Raw genomic sequence first — 16288 nt, forward strand, 5'->3', positions numbered from 1 at the left:
TCACCAAACGATCAAGAAGCGGCCGCCAGCAGCGCGGCTTCGATCTTCGACCGCCACTCCTGGTCGACGCGGCCCGTCCGCGGCGCGACGGCGAACGAGTCGACGACGGCGCCACCGAGCGTGGCCACCTTCGCCCAGCGCACCTCGGCCTCGCACCGGCGCAGCGCGCCCGCGACCCGGTACAGCAGCCCGATCCGGTTCGCGGCCCGTAGTTCGACCACGACCGTGTCGTGCCCGCTGGTCTCTTCGTCGAACCAGATCACCTTCGCTCCCGCCGACGGCGTCTCCCCTCCGCCGTAGTCGCGTTCCTTCGCCGCGAGCCGCTGGGTGAGCGGCAACGTCCCGGCCACCGCCCGCGCGAACTGCTCACGCAGCAGGGTGACGTCGGGCAGCGAGCCGAACTTCGGCGACGCCGTGAACACGCCCGCCCGTCCCCCGTCGTGCCCGCGCAGCACCGCCGCGTGGACCTCGAGCGAGTTCAGCGCGAGCACGCCTGCCGCGGGTGCCAGCAGTTCCGCACGGGCCGGGACCGCCAGCACCACGGTCACGACCTTGCCCGCAGCGGTGATGCGCACCTCGCCACGGCCGGAAGCGACGGCCTCGGCGACGAGTTCCCGCTGTTCGGCACCCATCGGCTCCGGCGGCACGAAACCCTTGCCGTGCAACGCTTCTTCGCAACCGGACACGAGTTCGGCGAGCAGGCGCGCCTTCCAGTCGGTCCACACGCCCGGTCCGGTGGCCAGTGAATCGGCCGTCGTCAGGGCGTGCAGCAGTTCCAGCAGGACGAGGTTCTCGTCGAGGGTCTTCGTCACCCGCTGGATCGTGGCGGAATCGCTGATGTCCCGCCGCGTCGCGGTGTGCGGCAGCAGCAGGTGATGCCGGACCATGGCCGCGACCAGCGCCGAATCGGCGTCCGTCAGCCCGAGCCGGGCCGCCACCTGGGCGCTGATCTTGGCGCCGAGTTCGGAATGGTCCGCGTCGCGTCCCTTGCCGATGTCGTGCAGCAGCGCACCGATCAGCAGCAGATCCGGCCGCGACACGGTGGTCGTCAGTTTCGACGCCTCGACCGCGGCACGCACGAGATGCCGGTCGACGGTCCAGGAATGCACCGGCGACCTCGGCGGGAGATCCCGCACCGCCCCCCATTCGGGGAACAGGCGCGCCCACAGGCCGGTGCGGTCCAGCGCCTCCACGGCGTCGACGAGTCCCTCGCCCGCGCCGAGCAGTTCCACCAGTGCCTTGAGGGCGTCGGCGGGCCAGGGCGCACGCAGTTCCGGCGCGGTTTCGGCGAGCGCCCGCAGGGTCCCGTGCGCGATGGGCTTCCGGACCCGCGCCGACGCCGCGGCCACCCGCAGCAGCAAGGCCGGGTCCTTGGCGGGCACCGCGTCCCGCGCCAGCGCGACCTCGTTCCCGTGCAGGACGACACCCTCGTCGAGTGGCGTCCGCACCGGCCGCCGCCCGAACCGCGCCTTCGGCGGTTCCACAGTGGACCGGAGCGCCACGTCCACCGCGTACGCGATCGTCCTGCCGACACCGGAAAGCTTGCGTGCCAAGGTGAACCGGTCACCGAACCCGAGCTCGGCCGCGACCGTCTCCGCCTCCGGCGCGCTGAGGATGTCGCGCTCACGGCGCAGTTCCCGGCGCAGTTCCGTCCGGACGTCGAGCAGCAGGCTCTTCGCCGCCAGTAGTTCCTCGCCGGGTCTCGCCGTCAGCTGTGCCGCCGCCAGCGCTTCCAAGACGGCGAAATCGCGAAGCCCGCCCCGGCCGTGCTTGAGATCCGGCTCGGCGGATTGCGCGATCTCGCCACTGCGGGCCCAGCGCTGACGCACCGCGTCAAACAGTTCGTCCATCCGTTTCCGGGCGGTCCGCCGCCACTGCTCCCGCGCCGCGGCCGCCAGCCTGGCGGTGATCTCGGCGTCCCCGGCGATGTGGCGGATGTCGAGCAGCCCCATCGCAGTCCGCAGATCCTCGGACGCCACCTTCAGCGCCTCACCCGGAGTGCGCACCGAGTGGTCGAGGCCGATCTTGGCGTCCCACAACGGGTACCAGATCGCGTCGGCGATCTCGCCGACCCGCGAGTTTCCGTTGTGCAGCAACAAAAGGTCGAGATCGGAGAAGGGCACCAGCTCGCTGCGCCCCAGGCCGCCGACGGCGGCCAGCGCGACACCGGGTTCAGCGGTGTCGACGCCGGCCGCCGAAGCGCCCTTGCCCAACCAGAATTCGTAGAGGTCGACCAGGGCCGCCCGCAACGCGGACGCTCCCAGCCTTCCGTGCCTGCCCTCGAGCAACCGCTCGGTGGCCTTGACCAGTTCACCCCCGTCGGCCATCCGTGACGCCTATAGGGCGTCCGAGCCGCGCTCGCCGGTACGTACCCGGATGACCGTCTCCACCGGCGTCACCCAGATCTTGCCGTCACCGATCTTGCCGGTGTGGGCGGCCGTGGTGATCGCGTCGAGCACCTTCTCGACGTTGGAATCGTCGGTGACGACCTCGACCCGCAGCTTCGCCACGAAGTCCACGGAGTACTCGGCACCCCGGTAGACCTCGGTGTGGCCCTTCTGCCTGCCGTAGCCCTGCACCTCGCTGACCGTCATGCCGAGCACGCCCAGCTGCTCCAGCGCGGAGCGGACGTCGTCGAGCGTGAACGGCTTCACGATCGCGGTGATCAGCTTCATGCCTTGCTCTCCTCGAGTTTCGTGGCCGCGTTTCCGGTGGACGCCTTGACCGGGATGGAGCTCGGCTGGCCGAGACCACCGCCCGAACCGGTGAAGTCGTACGCACTCTCCGCGTGCTGGGCCTCATCGATACCACTGACCTCGTCCTCCGCGCTGACACGGAACCCGCCGAGTTTCTTGATCACCCAGCCGATGACGAAGGTCAGCACGAACGAGTAGGCGAGCACGACACCGGCCGCGGCGGCCTGGATGCCGAGCTGCCCGATGCCGCCACCGTAGAAGAGGCCGTCGACACCGGCCGAGTTGACGCTGGTGGTGCCGAAGAAACCGATGAGCAGCGTGCCGACGAGACCACCCACGAGGTGGACACCGACGACGTCGAGGGAGTCGTCGAAACCGAAGCGGAACTTGAGGCCGATCGCCAGCGCGCACAGGACGCCGGCGATGAGACCGATGGCGATGGAGCCCAGCGGGCTGACGAAGCCGGCCGCGGGAGTGATCGCGACGAGACCGCCGATGGCACCGGAGGCGGCACCGAGCATGGTCGGCTTGCCGATCTTGATCTGCTCGACGATCAGCCAGCCCAGCACCGCGGCCCCGGTCGCGACGGTGGTGTTGGTGAACGCCACCGCGGCGAGGTCGTTGGCGCCCAGTGCCGAACCGGCGTTGAAGCCGTACCAGCCGAACCACAGGAGCGCGGCACCCAGCATGACGAACGGCACGTTGTGCGGACGTCCGGTGCCCTTCGGCCAGCCCTTGCGCTTGCCGAGCACGATCGCGAGCGCCAGGCCCGCCGCACCGGCGTTGATGTGGACCGCGGTACCACCGGCGAAGTCGAGCGCCTTGAGCTGGTTGGCGATCCAGCCGCCGACCGAGTCGGGGCCGATGAAGCCGTCGAACGAGAACACCCAGTGCGCGACCGGGAAGTACACGATGGTCACCCACACCGCGACGAACAGCGTCCAGCCCCAGAACTTGGCGCGGTCGGCGATGGCACCGGAGATCAGCGCGGGCGTGATGATCGCGAACATCAGCTGGAACATCACGAAGGCGAACAGCGGCAGCGCGGAACCGCCCGGCCAGGCGACCTCGGGCGCGGTGTCGGTCGCCGCCGTCGCGAACCCGGCGAGTTTGCCGGAGATGGTCGAGAGACCGGCGAAGTCGAAGTTACCGAGCAATCCTCCGCCGATGTCGTTGCCGAACGCCATCGTGAAGCCGTACAGCGTCCAGAGGACACCGACTACGGCGAGCGCGATGAAGTTCATCATCAACATGTTCAGGACGCTCTTCGCGCGGACCATGCCGCCGTAGAAGAACGCCAGTCCCGGTGTCATGAGCATGACCAGCGCGGCGCTGATCAACACCCATGCGGTGTCTCCTGCGTTCAGCACAATCTTCCTCCCGTGCCTGGGGTGTACTGCGCAGGAATTTTTGGACCGCGGTGTTTCCTCGGGCGGCGATTCAGGTTTCACCCGCGTGAACTGTCGGTACGGCGTTGTTACGGCCAGGTTTCCGGTGACCTGGTGCGTTCTGTCCGGTTGCGAAACCTCGTGGTCGAATAGATCCATGAACGCGCGAGTTTCCGGCCATGACCCCCTGCCACCGGCGATCGTCCGGTCCTTGCGGTGTTCGGTCTGCGGTGACCCGGTCGGGTCAACCGAGCGCACGGTGCGTTGCGACCGGGGCCACTCGTTCGACGTAGCGAAGCAGGGTTACGTCAATCTTCTGCATGCGCGCATCCCGGCCGGCACGGCGGACACCGCGCCGATGGTCGCGGCCCGCGTCGACCTCCTTGCTTCCGGTGCTTATCTGCCTCTCGCCGACGCCCTCGCGAAGGTGGCTTCGGAGCACGTCGAGAACGGGTTGGTCATCGATGCCGGGGCGGGCACGGGGTACTACCTCGCGCATGTGCTCGACGCCGTCCCCGACGCGTACGGACTGGCGCTCGACGTCTCCGCCGTCGCCCTGCGCCGGGCCGCCCGCGCGCACGCGCGCGCGGGCGCGGCCGTGTGGAATCTGTGGGAACCCTGGCCGGTGGCGGATTCGAGCGCGTCACTCGTCCTCAACGTCTTCGCGCCCCGCAACGCCCCGGAGTTCCACCGGGTCCTGACCGCGGACGGGCTGCTGGTCGTCGCGACACCGAACCCGGGACACCTCCGGGAACTGGGCGACCTGGTGATCTCCGTCGACGGCGGCAAGGACGCGCGACTGGAGGACACCCTCGGCGAACGTTTCACCCGGGCGGACCGGCACGAGGTCACCCAGCGGGTGACGTTGGCGCCCGCCCGGATCCGCCAGGTGGTCGAGATGGGGCCGAGCGCGCACCACCTGCACCGCGACGGCCGCCGTGAACGCCTCGACGCGATCGTCGCGCCGATGGACGTCACCACCTCGTTCAGTGTCACGCTGTACCGGCCGGTGCCCTGATGGAGGCACCCGCGACCCTGCTCGCCGACGCCGCATGGGTCGGCGCCCGCATCGGCGGCGCCGCGAAACTCTACGGCTGCTCACGGCCCGAAGTGCTCGGCACGATCTGGTGGTACTCGCTGTCTTCCGTGCTCGTCGCGCCCTCCGTCGAGTCGCTCGTCCGTGGTGAGCCGCTGGATCCGTCGCTCGACGCCGTCACGATCGACCTCGTCCCGGACGGCCGTTTCACCGGCGCCCGGTCGTCACGGGTGCTCGACGGCGGCCTCGCCGAACTCGGTGCGGCGTTCGCCGGGACGCTCAGCACGGCGATCGGCACCATTTCGGCCGTCACGGGGGCGAATCCGCGCGCGCTGGGCGCGATCGCGACCGATTCGATCGGCAACCGCCTGCTGTGGACCGGCGACACCGCCCGAGCGCTCGAGCTGGCGGCACCGCTCGTGGCCGCGATCGGGCTCGGGATGCCGGAGCCGCGGTTCTCCCGGATCGGGCGGAACACCGTGGTGCGCCGTGCTTCCTGTTGCCTGATCTACGAAGCGGGCAACCCGAAGTGCACCAGCTGCCCGCGGCAGACCCCGGCCGAGCGGGACCGGCGGCTGCGCGCCGCGCTCGGCTAGTGCGCCGCGTTTCGTCCTCTGAGTGCGGTCCTTGCGCGTGCAAGGACCGCACTCAGAGGACGAAACGCTCTGGCCGCAGGCCGGGGTGGACTCCGCCCCCCGGCCAGCGCGACCGCGGCCCGTGAGAGGGTGGCGGTATGGCCAAACCGACACCGCTGCAGATCAGGAACATCGTCATGGCGGTGCTCATGGTGGGTGCCCTGGTGTGGAACCTGTCCATCGGCGGCGCTTGGTGGCTCACCGCGATCTTCTCGGTCGGCACCGTCCTCTCGTTGTTCTCCGCGTACCTGAACCGGCCCGGCGCTCAGCGCTGAGCCGCATTTCGTCCTCTGAATGCGGTAGTTCTCGATGCCAACTACCGCATTCAGAGGACGAAACGCGTCAGGAGCGCGCCGCCTCGAAACGCGAAGTGAGATCGGCGCGGCCCCGCTCGGAAAGCGCCCCGAAGAGCCTTAGGCGCGCCATCCCGCCGTCGGGGTAGATGTCGAGACGGACCTCGGTCACCTCAGGCCCCTCGGCGAGGGCGAACCGGTGCCGTGTGTCGGGCTGCAAGCGGGTCTTCGGCAGCAGTTCGACCCATTCGCCGTCACCGTCCCGGCCGCTCAGCGACGCCCAGCCCGGCGCGTTGCCCTTGAGGTTGCTGTTGTCGAACTCGGCGAACCGGACGACGCCCGCGCCGGCGAGGCGCACCGTGACCCAGTCGTTCCCGTCGTCCCGGCGCCGCGCCGTCTCCCAGCCCTCGGCCTGATGCGCGGCGAGCCCTGGCGAGAAGAGGTTGTTGGGCGAGGAATAGAACATGTTGCTGCAGCCGGTGACCACCGCGCCGTTCTCCAGCGCGGCGAGGTCGAGCGCGCCGAGGTCGAGCAGGCGCGGATCCGGGATCGGCGTGCCGTGCACCCGCAGCCGGGCCACCCCGCCGTCCGGATGCATGGTCAGCCGGACGTGCGTGTAGCGCTTGCTCCCGCCGATGTCGAAGAAGTTCTCCGTGTGCCCCGCCGCCGCGCCGCGTTTCACCAGCACGTCCCAATCCGCTTCGGCCAGTTCGGCGGCGTTGGGATAACCGTCGACGGCGCAGGCCTCGACCGAAACGAACGGCGGGTAGTTGCCCTTGAAGAACGCGGTGTCCACGACGACGCCGGTGATCGCGCCCGCCAGGCCGAGCCGGACGACGGCCTGGTCGTCGCCGGGCTCGCGGTGCCGCCGGGTCTCCCAGCCGTCGTAGACCTGCCCCTTGGGACCGAAGGTCTCCGTCTGATGCGCGGGAACCCAGGGATTGACCAGGTTCTCCTTCTCGGCGAACAACTCGTCCGTCGCCCACATCACGGTCCCGCCGAACTTGCGCGAGGCCAGATCGGGCCGGGCTGTCCACTCAGGACGGTCGTTCACGGCATCCTCCATTTCAGCAGTCTCCCCGGGTCAGCAGAACGCCTGCCGGGTCTTCACCGGTGATCTCCTCGCCGCGCAGCCACGTGCTCCGGACGACACCGGCGAGCGGCCGTCCGTGATAGGCGCTGACCGGGTTGCGGTGCTTCAACTTCGCGACGTCGACGACGAAAGCCTCGTCGGGTGCGAACACGCTGAAGTCGGCGTCGTAGCCCGGCGCGAGATGTCCTTTGCGCTTCATCCCCGCCTGCGCGGCCGGATGTTCGGCCATCCAGCGGACGACGTCGGTGAGCGCGAAACCGCGCTGCCGCGCCTGGGTCCAGACGGCGGGCAGGCCGAGCTGCAACCCGGCGATCCCGCCCCACGCGAGCCCGAAATCGCCGCTGTCGAAGCGTTTCAGCTCGGGCGTGCATGGCGAATGGTCGGTCACCACACAGTCGATGACCCCGTCCGCGAGGCCTTTCCACAGCAGTTCCCGGTTCCCGGCCTCGCGGATCGGCGGACAGCATTTGAACTGCGTGGCGCCGTCGCCGATCTCCTCCGCGGTGAAGCTCAGGTAGTGCGGGCAGGTCTCGGCGGTCAGCCGGACACCGTCGCGCCGCGCGCTCTCGACCATCGGCAGCGCGTCCGAAGAGGACAGATGCAGGATATGCGCACGGACGCCGGTCTTCCTGGCCAGCTCGATGACCTGCGCGATCGCCACGTTCTCCGCGCCGCGCGGCCGCGAGTGAAGGAAGTCTTCGTACTTCTCGCCGTGTGGATCGGGCGCGTGGTCGATCGCGTCGGAGTCCTCCGCGTGCACGATGATCATGCCGTCGAAGGTCCTCAGTTCGGTCATCGCCTCTTCGAGCCCGCGCGCGTCCAGCGGCGGGAACTCGTCGACCCCGGAGTGCAGCAGGAACGACTTGAAACCGAAGACTCCGGCCTCGTGAAGGCCGCGCAGGTCCGCGAGGTTGCCGGGGATCGCGCCACCCCAGAACCCGACGTCGACGTGCACCCGCCCCTCGGCGGTCTTGCGCTTCACCTCCAGCGACGCGACGTCGACCGTCGGCGGCAGGCTGTTCAGCGGCATGTCCACGATCGTGGTGACCCCGCCCGCCGCGGCCGCGCGGGTCGCCGAGGCGAACCCCTCCCATTCGGTGCGGCCAGGGTCGTTGACGTGCACATGCGTGTCCACGAGACCCGGCAGCAGGACCACGTCCTCAGCGAGTTCGAGCACCCGGTCGCCGTCCAGATCGGCTCCGGCGGGCTCCACCGCGACGATGCGGCCCCCGTCGACACCGACGGTCGCGGGTACCTCTCCGGCGGCCGTCACCGCCCGGGCGGCCTTGATCACCAGGTCCATCTCAAGCCTCCAACTTCCACTGAGTGGAATCGAGGTTTCGCACTCCGACATTAACTCCGGCCACCCTGCTCGTCAACGAGCCCGGGCGGCGCTACCTTCGCTGGGTGCAGTTAGAAGCCGAGTTCACCAGCGAACCGTTCCACGGCGAGGGTCCGCCACCCGAACACGCCGTCAAAGCCCGCGACACCGCGGAGGACGCGGGCCTGTCCGCCGACTTCGGCCCGCTCGGCACCCTCGTCCGCGGCGACGCCGACACCCTCCTCGACGCGCTCCCCGCCATCGCCAGGGCGGCCCTGGACGGCGGCGCCACCCGCGTGACCCTCCAGCTCCGGCAGGTCGGCGACGACGCGGGCGAACCCGCGGTCGAACTGCACAGCGCGCTGGCCCGGCTCATCGGTGACGTCGAACGCGAACTCGGCGGCAAACTCGACACTCTCGACCGCGCCTCGAAGCAGCGCGCGGTGCGGCTGCTCAAGGAACGCGGTGCGTTCGGCCTCCGCAAGTCGGTGTCGACCGTCGCCGAGGCGCTGGGGGTCACGAGGTTCACGGTCTACAACTACCTCAACCGGGACCAAGACTGAAGAGCTCTTTCAACAAAATGTTGACGACGGCCGAATCGTCGCCGTACCGTCAGTTCCCGTGCCGCTCACCATCCGAGAGTTCAACGAGGCCCCCGCACAGGACGTCCGGCCGGCGCTGACCGCCTGTCTCGACGTCCCGCGCTGGGTGGAGACCCTGCTGGCCAGGCGCCCGTACGCCGGCCTCGCCGCACTGCTCGCCGCGTCCGAGGCGCTCACCCCGTTGCGCCCCGAAGAGGTCCGGCGCGCCATGGCCGCCCATCCCCGCATCGGGGAGAAAGCGGACGGGAGGAGCACCGAAGCGGGCTGGTCCCGCTCGGAACAGTCCGGTGTGGACGGTGAAGCGGCGCGCGAGTTCGCCGCGGCCAACGCCGAATACGAAGCGACGTTCGGGCATGTCTTCCTGGTCTGCGCGAGCGGCCGGAGCGGTGCCGAACTGCTGGAAAACCTGCGTTCGAGGCTCTCGAACGACCCCGAGAAGGAACTCGAAGTGGCCGGCCAAGAGCTGGCCATGATCGCCGCGCTGCGGCTGGAGAAGGCGGTGACGGCATGAGCCTCGTGACCACGCACATCCTCGACACCGCCGCGGGACGGCCCGCAGCGGACGTCGGCGTCCGGCTCGAAACCGGCGCGGGCGAACCCGTCGCCGAAGGGCGGACCGACGCCGACGGCCGGATCCGCGACCTCGGCCCGGACACCCTGGACCCCGGGGTCTACCGGCTGGTCTTCGACACCGGCGCCCACCTCGGCCCGGACTCCTTCTTCCCCGAAGTCACTTTGACCTTCCGCATCGCCGACGGGACCGAGCACCACCACGTGCCGTTGCTGCTGAGCCCGTTCGCCTATTCCACCTATCGAGGGAGCTGATCGCCCGTGGCCATCACCCTGGGCCCCAACCAGTACGGCAAGGCCGAAGTCCGGCTCGTCACCGTCCAGCGCGAAGGCACCGTCCACCACCTCAAGGACCTCACCGTTTCGACGTCGCTACGCGGCGATCTCGCGGCCACGCATCTCACCGGCGACAACGCCGACGTCGTCGCGACCGACACCCAGAAGAACACCGTCTACGCCTTCGCCAAGGAAGCCCCGGTCGGCGAGATCGAGGACTTCGCGCTGCGGCTCGGACGGCATTTCGTGGGCTCGTTCGAGCACATCACCGGCGCCCGGATCCTGATCGACGAACACGGCTGGAACCGCATCTCCGGTCACGACCACGCGTTCTCCCAGGCGGGCAGCGAAAAGCGGACGACCGCCGTGACCGTCCAGGGCGACCAGGCCTGGGTGGTGTCCGGTTTGGACGATCTCGTGGTGCTCAAGTCGACCGGTTCGGAGTTCCACGGCTTCCCGCGCGACGAGTACACGACGCTGGCGGAGACGAACGACCGGATCCTCGCCACCGCCGTGACCGCGCGCTGGCGCTATCAAGGCGACGGGATCGACTGGGCCACGAGCCACGCGGAGGTCCGGCGGATCCTGCTGGAGACCTTCGCGGACAAGCACAGCCTCTCCCTGCAGCAGACGCTGTACGCCATGGGAGAGGCTGTGCTCAAGGAACGCGAAGAGGTCGCCGAAGTCCGGCTCTCACTGCCGAACAAGCACCACTTCCTGGTCGACCTGTCACCGTTCGGGCTGAAGAACGACAACGAGGTCTTCTACGCCGCCGACCGCCCGTACGGCCTGATCGAAGGGGTCGTCCTCCGCGACGACGCCGAGGACGCCGGCTTGGCCTGGCACACCCTCGCCGCCTTCTAGGGCACCGGCAGCGGCATACCGGGGACGCTCTGGTCGGCGGGAACGACCCCGTCGACCAGGTAGGCGTTCACGATCTCGTCCAGCTTGGGGTTCCCGTCCGCGTAGAGCCCGTGGTCACCCTCACCGGTCACGGTCAGCATGCGCGAGTTCGCGAACCCCGCGTGCGCCTTGCGGGCGCCTTCGATCGCCGTGGCCGGGTCGTGCTCGGAGTGCACGATCAGCACCGGCGGGACCCCCTTGCCGTCCATTTTCGGCAGCGGACGGGGTTCCTTGTCCCAGAACAGGCAGACCGAGGCGTTCAGGGTGCCACCACCCGCCAGGAGCAGACCGCGGTCGAGGTTCCGCTGCGAAGCGCGGATCAGCGACTCGCGGGTGCCGGTGAACCGTCCCTCACCGCAGAGGGTGTTCCAGAAGGTGGCGTCCTGCGCGTCGGGGTGGTCACCCGCCGCCTCGACGGCGGCCTCGGCCTCGGCCCTGGCCTGCGGATTCTCCATCGCGTCCCGGATCTTGACCAGCAGATCGGCCAGCGCCGGGAAGGTCGCCTTCTTGTAGAGCAGGTAGATGATGGAGGTGTCGAGTTCCATCGGCCCGCTCCCGTTCAGCGGGTTGCGGGACAAGGCGTAGCGGACCCGCTCGTAGGTCTGCCGGACCTCTTCGCCGTTCGTGCCGAAGTGGTACTTCGCGTCGTACCGCGCCATCCACGGCAGGAAGTCCTGCCGCCAGCGCCGTTCGAAACCGACCGGCTGCCGGTCGAACGTCTTCTGCCAGTCCGTGGTGAACTCCGTCGAGGAGTCCAGCACGAACCGCCCGGTCCGCTGCGGAAACCGCTGGGCGTAGTGCGCGCCCAGCCAAGTGCCGCCCGAGTAGCCGACCCAGTTGATCTTCTCGCGGCCGAGCAGGTCGCGAAGCAGATCGAAGTCCCTGATCGTCTGGTACGTGGTGATCAGCGGCCCGAGCTCGCCGCCCGCACTCTGGCAGGACTTGGCCACGTGTTCGGCGTTGGCCAGGATCTGGTCCAGATTGCGCGGATCACGGTCGCGCGGATCCAGCTGCCGGATGAGATCGGCCGTGCCCCGGCAGGTGACGTTGGTGCTCTTGCCGGTCCCGCGGACGTCGATACCGATGATGTCCTGGTGCTCGCGCAGTTTCTCCTGCCCGCGGAACATCGTCGGCTGCCAGCGGCCCGCACCGCCCGGCCCGCCCGGGTTGGTGAGCAGCGACGCCGTCGACGGCCCGGTGGACTTCAGCCTGCTGACCGCGATGGTCAGGTCCTGCCGCTCGTCCGCACGATCCCAGTCCCGGGGCGTGCGGAACGTCGCGCATTCGAGCCCGCTGATATCGGTGCCCGGCGGCAACGAGATCAGGTCCGATTCGGCGCAGGGTTGCCAGGCCAGCTTCTGCTCGGCGTAGTGAGCCGGGACGCTCGCCGAAGCCGTCGTGGCTCCGGCGAGCAATCCGCCCACGATCACCGGGAGCAACCCGACGGCCAATAGCCGCTTCATGTTCTTCCCCCTTCTTCCTTGGTTTCCCAACGGATCACGACGCTAGGGCCGGACACATCAGGCGAACATCGACCGCAGGTAGCGCCGGAAGGTGAACCAAGGTCGAAGGGAGCACCGGAACTTGATAGAACGCTCTATCATGGGGGGCGTGACTGGAACGCGGGAACGCATCGTGAACGCCGGCGCCGCGCTGCTCCGGCGCAACGGGTACACCGGCACCGGGGTGAAGCAGATCGTCGAGGCGGCGAACGCGCCGTTCGGCTCGCTGTACCACTTCTTCCCCGGCGGCAAGGAACAGCTCGGCGAGGAGGTCATCCGCACTTCGGGGATGATGTACCTCGCGCTGTTCGAGATCTTCTTCGCCGACGAACCGGACCTCGTCCACGGTATCGAGGCGTGTTTCGCCAGCGCCGCCGAGACGCTGAAGGCGACCGATTACGCCGACGCCTGCCCCATCGCGACGGTCGCGCTGGAGGTCGCCAGCACCAACGAGAAGCTGCGGATCGCGACGGCCGACGTCTTCACGGCGTGGATCGAGACCGGTGCCGAGAAGCTGGGCAAGTACGGCCTCGAACCCGAAGCCGCGCGGCGCCTCACGATCGCTTTGGTGAACAGTCTCGAAGGAGCGTTCGTGTTGAGCCGTTCGCTGCGTGACACCGAAGCGCTCGAGGTCGCGGGGGCCTCGTCGGTGGCATACGCGCGCACGTTGCTCCCCGATGCGTGAAGCACCGACGGCGGAATCCTGAACACCGGGATTTTCCCGCAACGCACCGCGGCTTCCGGCCGACCTAGCCGTCGCCAACACCGGAATCCGTTTGGGGAGCCCATGATCATCAGGAAGCTCGTGATCGGCACCATCGCCGCGGCCGCGCTGCTCACCGCCGGCGCGGTACCCGCGACCGCCGCCGAGGTCCAGCCGTCCACCCTCACCACGACCACCAGCAGCACGAGGATCGACGCCGGGCAGACCGTCACGATCTCCGGCAAGCTCGCCAAGGCCGACGCCACGCCGATCGCGGGCGCCGAGGTGGGTATCTCGTTCTGTTTCAACGGCTTTTGCGGTGAGGCGCAGGCCAAGCCGGTCACCGACGCCGCCGGTGCCTACAGTGCGACGCTGACCCCGATCCGCACCGGCAACTACCGCGCCGACTTCTTCTCCACCGACCCGTCGATCGCGAACTCGGGCGCCGACACCGCGAAGATCGTCGTGCTCCACCCGGCGAAGATCACGTCGTTCGCGGCGGGCCGGGACGCGGCCAAGGCGGTGACCGGCTCCGGCACGATCGAGTTCCCCGGCCGGTACACCGCGAACCCGATCCCGGTCGAACTCCAGTACTTCTCGTTCAGCACCTACCGCTGGACCACGGCGGCGACGGTCACCGCCACCTGGAACGGCACCACCTGGGCCTTCGCGGCTTCGGCCGAGCACCGTAAGCCCAGTGCCTGGCGGGCCTTCTACGCGGGCTCGCCCGAGATGTTCCACGCGGCGGCGAGCGACCTCGTCTTCGTGCTCTGACGTTCCGTGAAGGCCTCCTTCCCTACTCTCAAGGTAGGGAAGGAGGCCTTCACGGACCACTAGCGGGACGCGAGGTAGGCCCGCCAATCGCCGACGGAGGAGATGTCGGTCAGTTCCGGTGAGTCCACACAGGACGAACGCAGGACCGTGGCGAGGCAGGCCGCGCCGTCCTCCAGTTCGATGACGCCCAGCTCCAGCTCGGGCGGCTCGGCCGGGACGAGGTGGTCCCGCAGCACCGTGAGCGGCAGGTCGTAGACCTCGCCCACGACGGACGCGGAACCGCCCTCGTGCATCGCCGGGAACCGGTCGCCCACCGAGTAGTAGTGGTACTTGGGAGCGGATCGGGCCACGCAGCACAAGGGCGCGCCCTGCAACTGTTCGTGCAGCGGTCCGCCGCGCATCCCGCCACCGTTGAGGAACATCAGAACCACGACATGATCCCTTCGATCCCGAAGTAAACCCCGAACACCGCGGCGAGGATCCCGAGGATCCAGCCGATCTCGCGGATCTTGCCCTTGCAGATCTTGATCAGCACGTAGGCGACCAGCCCGGCGCCGATCCCGTTGGTGATCGAGTAGGTGAACGGGATCAGCGCGATGGTCAGGAACACCGGGATCGCGAAATCCAGGTCCCGCCAAGGAATCCGCGCGCATTGCGCCATCATCATCCCGCCGATGACCACCAGCGCGGGCGCCGCGGCCTGCGCCGGGACGATGGCCGCGATCGGGGTCAGGAACAGCGTGGCGGTGAACAACCCGCCGGTGACGATGCTCGCCAGCCCGGTCCGCGCGCCCTCGCCGACGCCGGCGGCCGATTCGAGGAACACGGTGTTCGGCGCCGATCCGGTGACCCCGCCCGCCAGCGCGCCCGCGCCGTCGACGAGCAGGATGCGGCCCATCCCCTCGACCTTGCCGTTCTTCACCAGTCCCGCCTCCTCCGAGACGGACGTGATCGTGCCCATCGCGTCGAAGAATCCGGACAGCACCAGCGTGAACAGGAACACCGCCGCCGTCACCGCGCCCGCCGAACCGAATCCGCCGAAGAGATCGATGTCGCCCAGCAGGCTGAAGTCCGGGTGCGCCACGACCTGGTCGGGCACCTTGGGTTCGACCAGCCCCCAGCCTTCGACGTGGAACACGCTGTTGACCAGCACGGCGAGCCCGGTCGCGACCGCGATGCTGATCAGCACCGCGCCCGGCACCCCGCGGCTCACGAGCACGATCATCAGCAGCAGCCCGAGGCAGAAGATCGCGATCGGCCAGCCTTCGAGATGGCCGGCGATCCCCATCCGCACCGGTACCGTCGACTGCGCCGAATCCGGTGTCCTGGTCACGAAACCCGCGCTGACCAGGCCGACCAGCGCGATGTAGAGGCCGATGCCGACGGTGATCGCGACCTTGAGCGCCATCGGGATCGCGTTGATGATCCGTTCCCGGACGCCGGAAACGGCCATCAGCACGATGCAGAAGCCTTCGAGGACGACGAGGCCGAAGGCCTGCGCCCACGTCATGGCCGGAGCCATCTGGAAGGCGACGACACCGTTGACGCCGAGACCGGCCGCGAGCGCCAGCGGCGCGTTGCCGACCAGTCCCATCAGGATCGTGGTGACGCCCGCGGCCAGCGCGGTCGCGGTGGTGATCGCCTCGGTGGTCAGCTTCGCGCCGGTGATGTCGGCCGAAGCGCCGAGGATGAGCGGGTTGAGCAACACGATGTAGCACATCGCGACGAACGTGGTGATCCCGCCGCGCACCTCGCGGCCGACCGTGCTGCCGCGATGGGAGATCTTGAACCAGCGGTCGAGCCCGGACAGCCGCCCCGGCTCGGGTGAGGGCAGGTGGGGACGCTCAGTACCTAATTGGGTCATGCCTACTCCACAACGTTGTGGGGCGGGAAGAACTTCAGTAAGCCTTCTTGTCGGGTTTCGACAGCCAGGCTTGGAAAGGCGCGAAAGAGTCCGGAAGGGACAGTTGGCCGACGGGTAGTGACCAGGTCTCGCGCGGGCGGGAAAAGAGGTCGTAGAACTCGCGGTCGTCGAAGCCCGCCTCGGCCGCGTCGTGGCGGTCCGCGGCGTAGACGACCTTGCCGACACGCGCCCAGAGCGCGGCGGAAAGGCAGAGCGGGCAAGGCTCGCAGGAGGTCACGAGGACGCAGCCGTCGAGTTTGTAGTCGCCGATCGCCTGGCAGGCCGCGCGGATCGCGACCACCTCGGCGTGCGCCGTAGGGTCCAGCGTCGGCGTCACCTGGTTCGTCCCGGTGGCCAGCACGGAACCGTCCCGGACGATCATCGCGCCGAACGGGCCGCCGCCGCGCTCGACGTTCGAGGTGGCCAGCTGAACGGCTTCGGCGAGCCATTTCTGCTCGTCGGACTCCGAAATGGACAGACGGGTACCCACGGATGTGCTCCTAGCTCGGAAAAGTACGGATTTCTCAGGTGCCGGTCGGCGGAGCTGAAGGTGGATCCGAAAGCCGACCAACGCGTGAACCCGCCCCGGCCGA

Annotated in this window: 18 protein-coding genes; 9 read left to right on the plus strand and 9 right to left on the minus strand. The window is 69.0% G+C overall.

The window, feature by feature from the left end; all coding sequences use genetic code 11:
* Positions 1-11: 11 nt before the first annotated feature.
* Genes ACZ3HL_RS10650 through ACZ3HL_RS10660 form a run of 3 tightly spaced genes read right to left on the minus strand, consistent with a single transcriptional unit; the run spans position 12 to position 4066 of the window.
* Positions 12-2327 carry a [protein-PII] uridylyltransferase gene (locus ACZ3HL_RS10650; RefSeq protein ID WP_465530231.1) on the minus strand — a complete coding sequence of 772 codons (2316 nt, stop codon included), beginning with the start codon at positions 2325-2327 and terminating at the stop codon, positions 12-14.
* 9 nt (positions 2328-2336) lie between these two features.
* Positions 2337-2675 carry a P-II family nitrogen regulator gene (locus ACZ3HL_RS10655; RefSeq protein ID WP_020630602.1) on the minus strand — a complete coding sequence of 113 codons (339 nt, stop codon included), beginning with the start codon at positions 2673-2675 and terminating at the stop codon, positions 2337-2339.
* Positions 2672-4066 (minus strand): ammonium transporter, encoded by a 1395-nt coding sequence (locus tag ACZ3HL_RS10660; RefSeq protein ID WP_465413453.1) that lies wholly within the window; start codon positions 4064-4066, stop codon positions 2672-2674. Before ACZ3HL_RS10660 ends, ACZ3HL_RS10655 begins: the two co-directional genes overlap by 4 nt.
* Positions 4067-4241: 175 nt before the next feature.
* On the opposite strand from ACZ3HL_RS10660, the gene ACZ3HL_RS10665 reads away from it, so the two are divergent.
* The 3 genes from ACZ3HL_RS10665 (at position 4242) to ACZ3HL_RS10675 (ending at position 6030) form a co-directional block, all read left to right on the plus strand.
* The gene (locus tag ACZ3HL_RS10665) at positions 4242-5102 is read left to right on the plus strand and encodes a putative RNA methyltransferase (protein WP_465530233.1); all 861 of its coding nucleotides are present in this window, start codon (positions 4242-4244) and stop codon (positions 5100-5102) included.
* On the plus strand, positions 5102-5716 hold the full coding sequence (locus ACZ3HL_RS10670; protein ID WP_465530235.1) for a (2Fe-2S)-binding protein: 615 nt from the start codon (positions 5102-5104) through the stop codon (positions 5714-5716). The genes ACZ3HL_RS10665 and ACZ3HL_RS10670 overlap by 1 nt, the downstream gene beginning before the upstream one ends.
* A gap of 137 nt (positions 5717-5853) precedes the next feature.
* Positions 5854-6030 (plus strand): hypothetical protein, encoded by a 177-nt coding sequence (locus ACZ3HL_RS10675; protein WP_465413459.1) that lies wholly within the window; start codon positions 5854-5856, stop codon positions 6028-6030.
* A gap of 67 nt (positions 6031-6097) precedes the next feature.
* Here the strand turns inward: ACZ3HL_RS10675 and alc are convergent, their stop codons facing one another.
* Entirely contained in the window at positions 6098-7114 is a 1017-nt protein-coding gene (alc, locus tag ACZ3HL_RS10680) for an allantoicase (RefSeq protein WP_465530237.1), read from the minus strand.
* A 1-nt stretch (position 7115) separates the two neighbouring features.
* Positions 7116-8444, minus strand: a complete 1329-nt coding sequence (gene allB, locus ACZ3HL_RS10685; protein ID WP_465530239.1) for an allantoinase AllB — start codon at positions 8442-8444, stop codon at positions 7116-7118.
* Positions 8445-8548: 104 nt separating this feature from the next.
* Between allB and ACZ3HL_RS10690 the strand changes: the two genes are divergently transcribed.
* From ACZ3HL_RS10690 to pucL, 4 genes are read left to right on the plus strand one after another with little or no spacing between them, the layout of a single operon-like run.
* A complete protein-coding gene (locus ACZ3HL_RS10690; RefSeq protein WP_465414135.1) occupies positions 8549-9025 on the plus strand; it encodes a helix-turn-helix domain-containing protein in 477 nt (158 codons plus the stop codon).
* A gap of 58 nt (positions 9026-9083) precedes the next feature.
* Positions 9084-9575, plus strand: a complete 492-nt coding sequence (uraD, locus tag ACZ3HL_RS10695) for a 2-oxo-4-hydroxy-4-carboxy-5-ureidoimidazoline decarboxylase (RefSeq protein WP_465530241.1) — start codon at positions 9084-9086, stop codon at positions 9573-9575.
* Complete coding sequence (gene uraH, locus ACZ3HL_RS10700) at positions 9572-9889, plus strand: hydroxyisourate hydrolase (protein ID WP_465530243.1); 318 nt, start codon at positions 9572-9574, stop codon at positions 9887-9889. Before uraD ends, uraH begins: the two co-directional genes overlap by 4 nt.
* A gap of 6 nt (positions 9890-9895) precedes the next feature.
* Entirely contained in the window at positions 9896-10774 is an 879-nt protein-coding gene (pucL, locus tag ACZ3HL_RS10705; protein WP_037342290.1) for a factor-independent urate hydroxylase, read from the plus strand.
* Here the strand turns inward: pucL and ACZ3HL_RS10710 are convergent.
* The gene (locus tag ACZ3HL_RS10710) at positions 10771-12276 is read right to left on the minus strand and encodes an alpha/beta hydrolase (protein WP_465530245.1); all 1506 of its coding nucleotides are present in this window, start codon (positions 12274-12276) and stop codon (positions 10771-10773) included. The two genes, pucL and ACZ3HL_RS10710, sit on opposite strands and share 4 nt — an antisense overlap.
* 139 nt (positions 12277-12415) lie before the next feature.
* Here ACZ3HL_RS10710 and ACZ3HL_RS10715 point away from each other — a divergent pair, with 139 nt between their 5' ends.
* Together ACZ3HL_RS10715 and ACZ3HL_RS10720 are read left to right on the plus strand one after the other, a co-directional pair.
* Positions 12416-13000, plus strand: coding sequence for a TetR/AcrR family transcriptional regulator (locus ACZ3HL_RS10715; RefSeq protein WP_465530247.1), 585 nt, complete (start codon positions 12416-12418; stop codon positions 12998-13000).
* A 102-nt stretch (positions 13001-13102) separates the two neighbouring features.
* Positions 13103-13792, plus strand: a complete 690-nt coding sequence (locus ACZ3HL_RS10720; protein WP_465530249.1) for a hypothetical protein — start codon at positions 13103-13105, stop codon at positions 13790-13792.
* Positions 13793-13851: 59 nt separating this feature from the next.
* Here ACZ3HL_RS10720 and ACZ3HL_RS10725 read toward each other — a convergent pair whose 3' ends face one another.
* The 3 genes from ACZ3HL_RS10725 to ACZ3HL_RS10735 are packed head-to-tail and all read right to left on the minus strand — an operon-like array spanning position 13852 to position 16185.
* A complete protein-coding gene (locus tag ACZ3HL_RS10725) occupies positions 13852-14223 on the minus strand; it encodes an allophanate hydrolase-related protein (protein WP_465413476.1) in 372 nt (123 codons plus the stop codon).
* Entirely contained in the window at positions 14214-15656 is a 1443-nt protein-coding gene (locus tag ACZ3HL_RS10730) for an NCS2 family permease (protein ID WP_465413478.1), read from the minus strand. The genes ACZ3HL_RS10725 and ACZ3HL_RS10730 overlap by 10 nt, the downstream gene beginning before the upstream one ends.
* Positions 15657-15690: 34 nt before the next feature.
* Positions 15691-16185, minus strand: coding sequence for a nucleoside deaminase (locus ACZ3HL_RS10735; RefSeq protein ID WP_192740924.1), 495 nt, complete (start codon positions 16183-16185; stop codon positions 15691-15693).
* Between the last annotated feature and the right edge of the window lie 103 nt (positions 16186-16288).

The organism is Amycolatopsis sp. NPDC000009 (assembly GCF_055563465.1).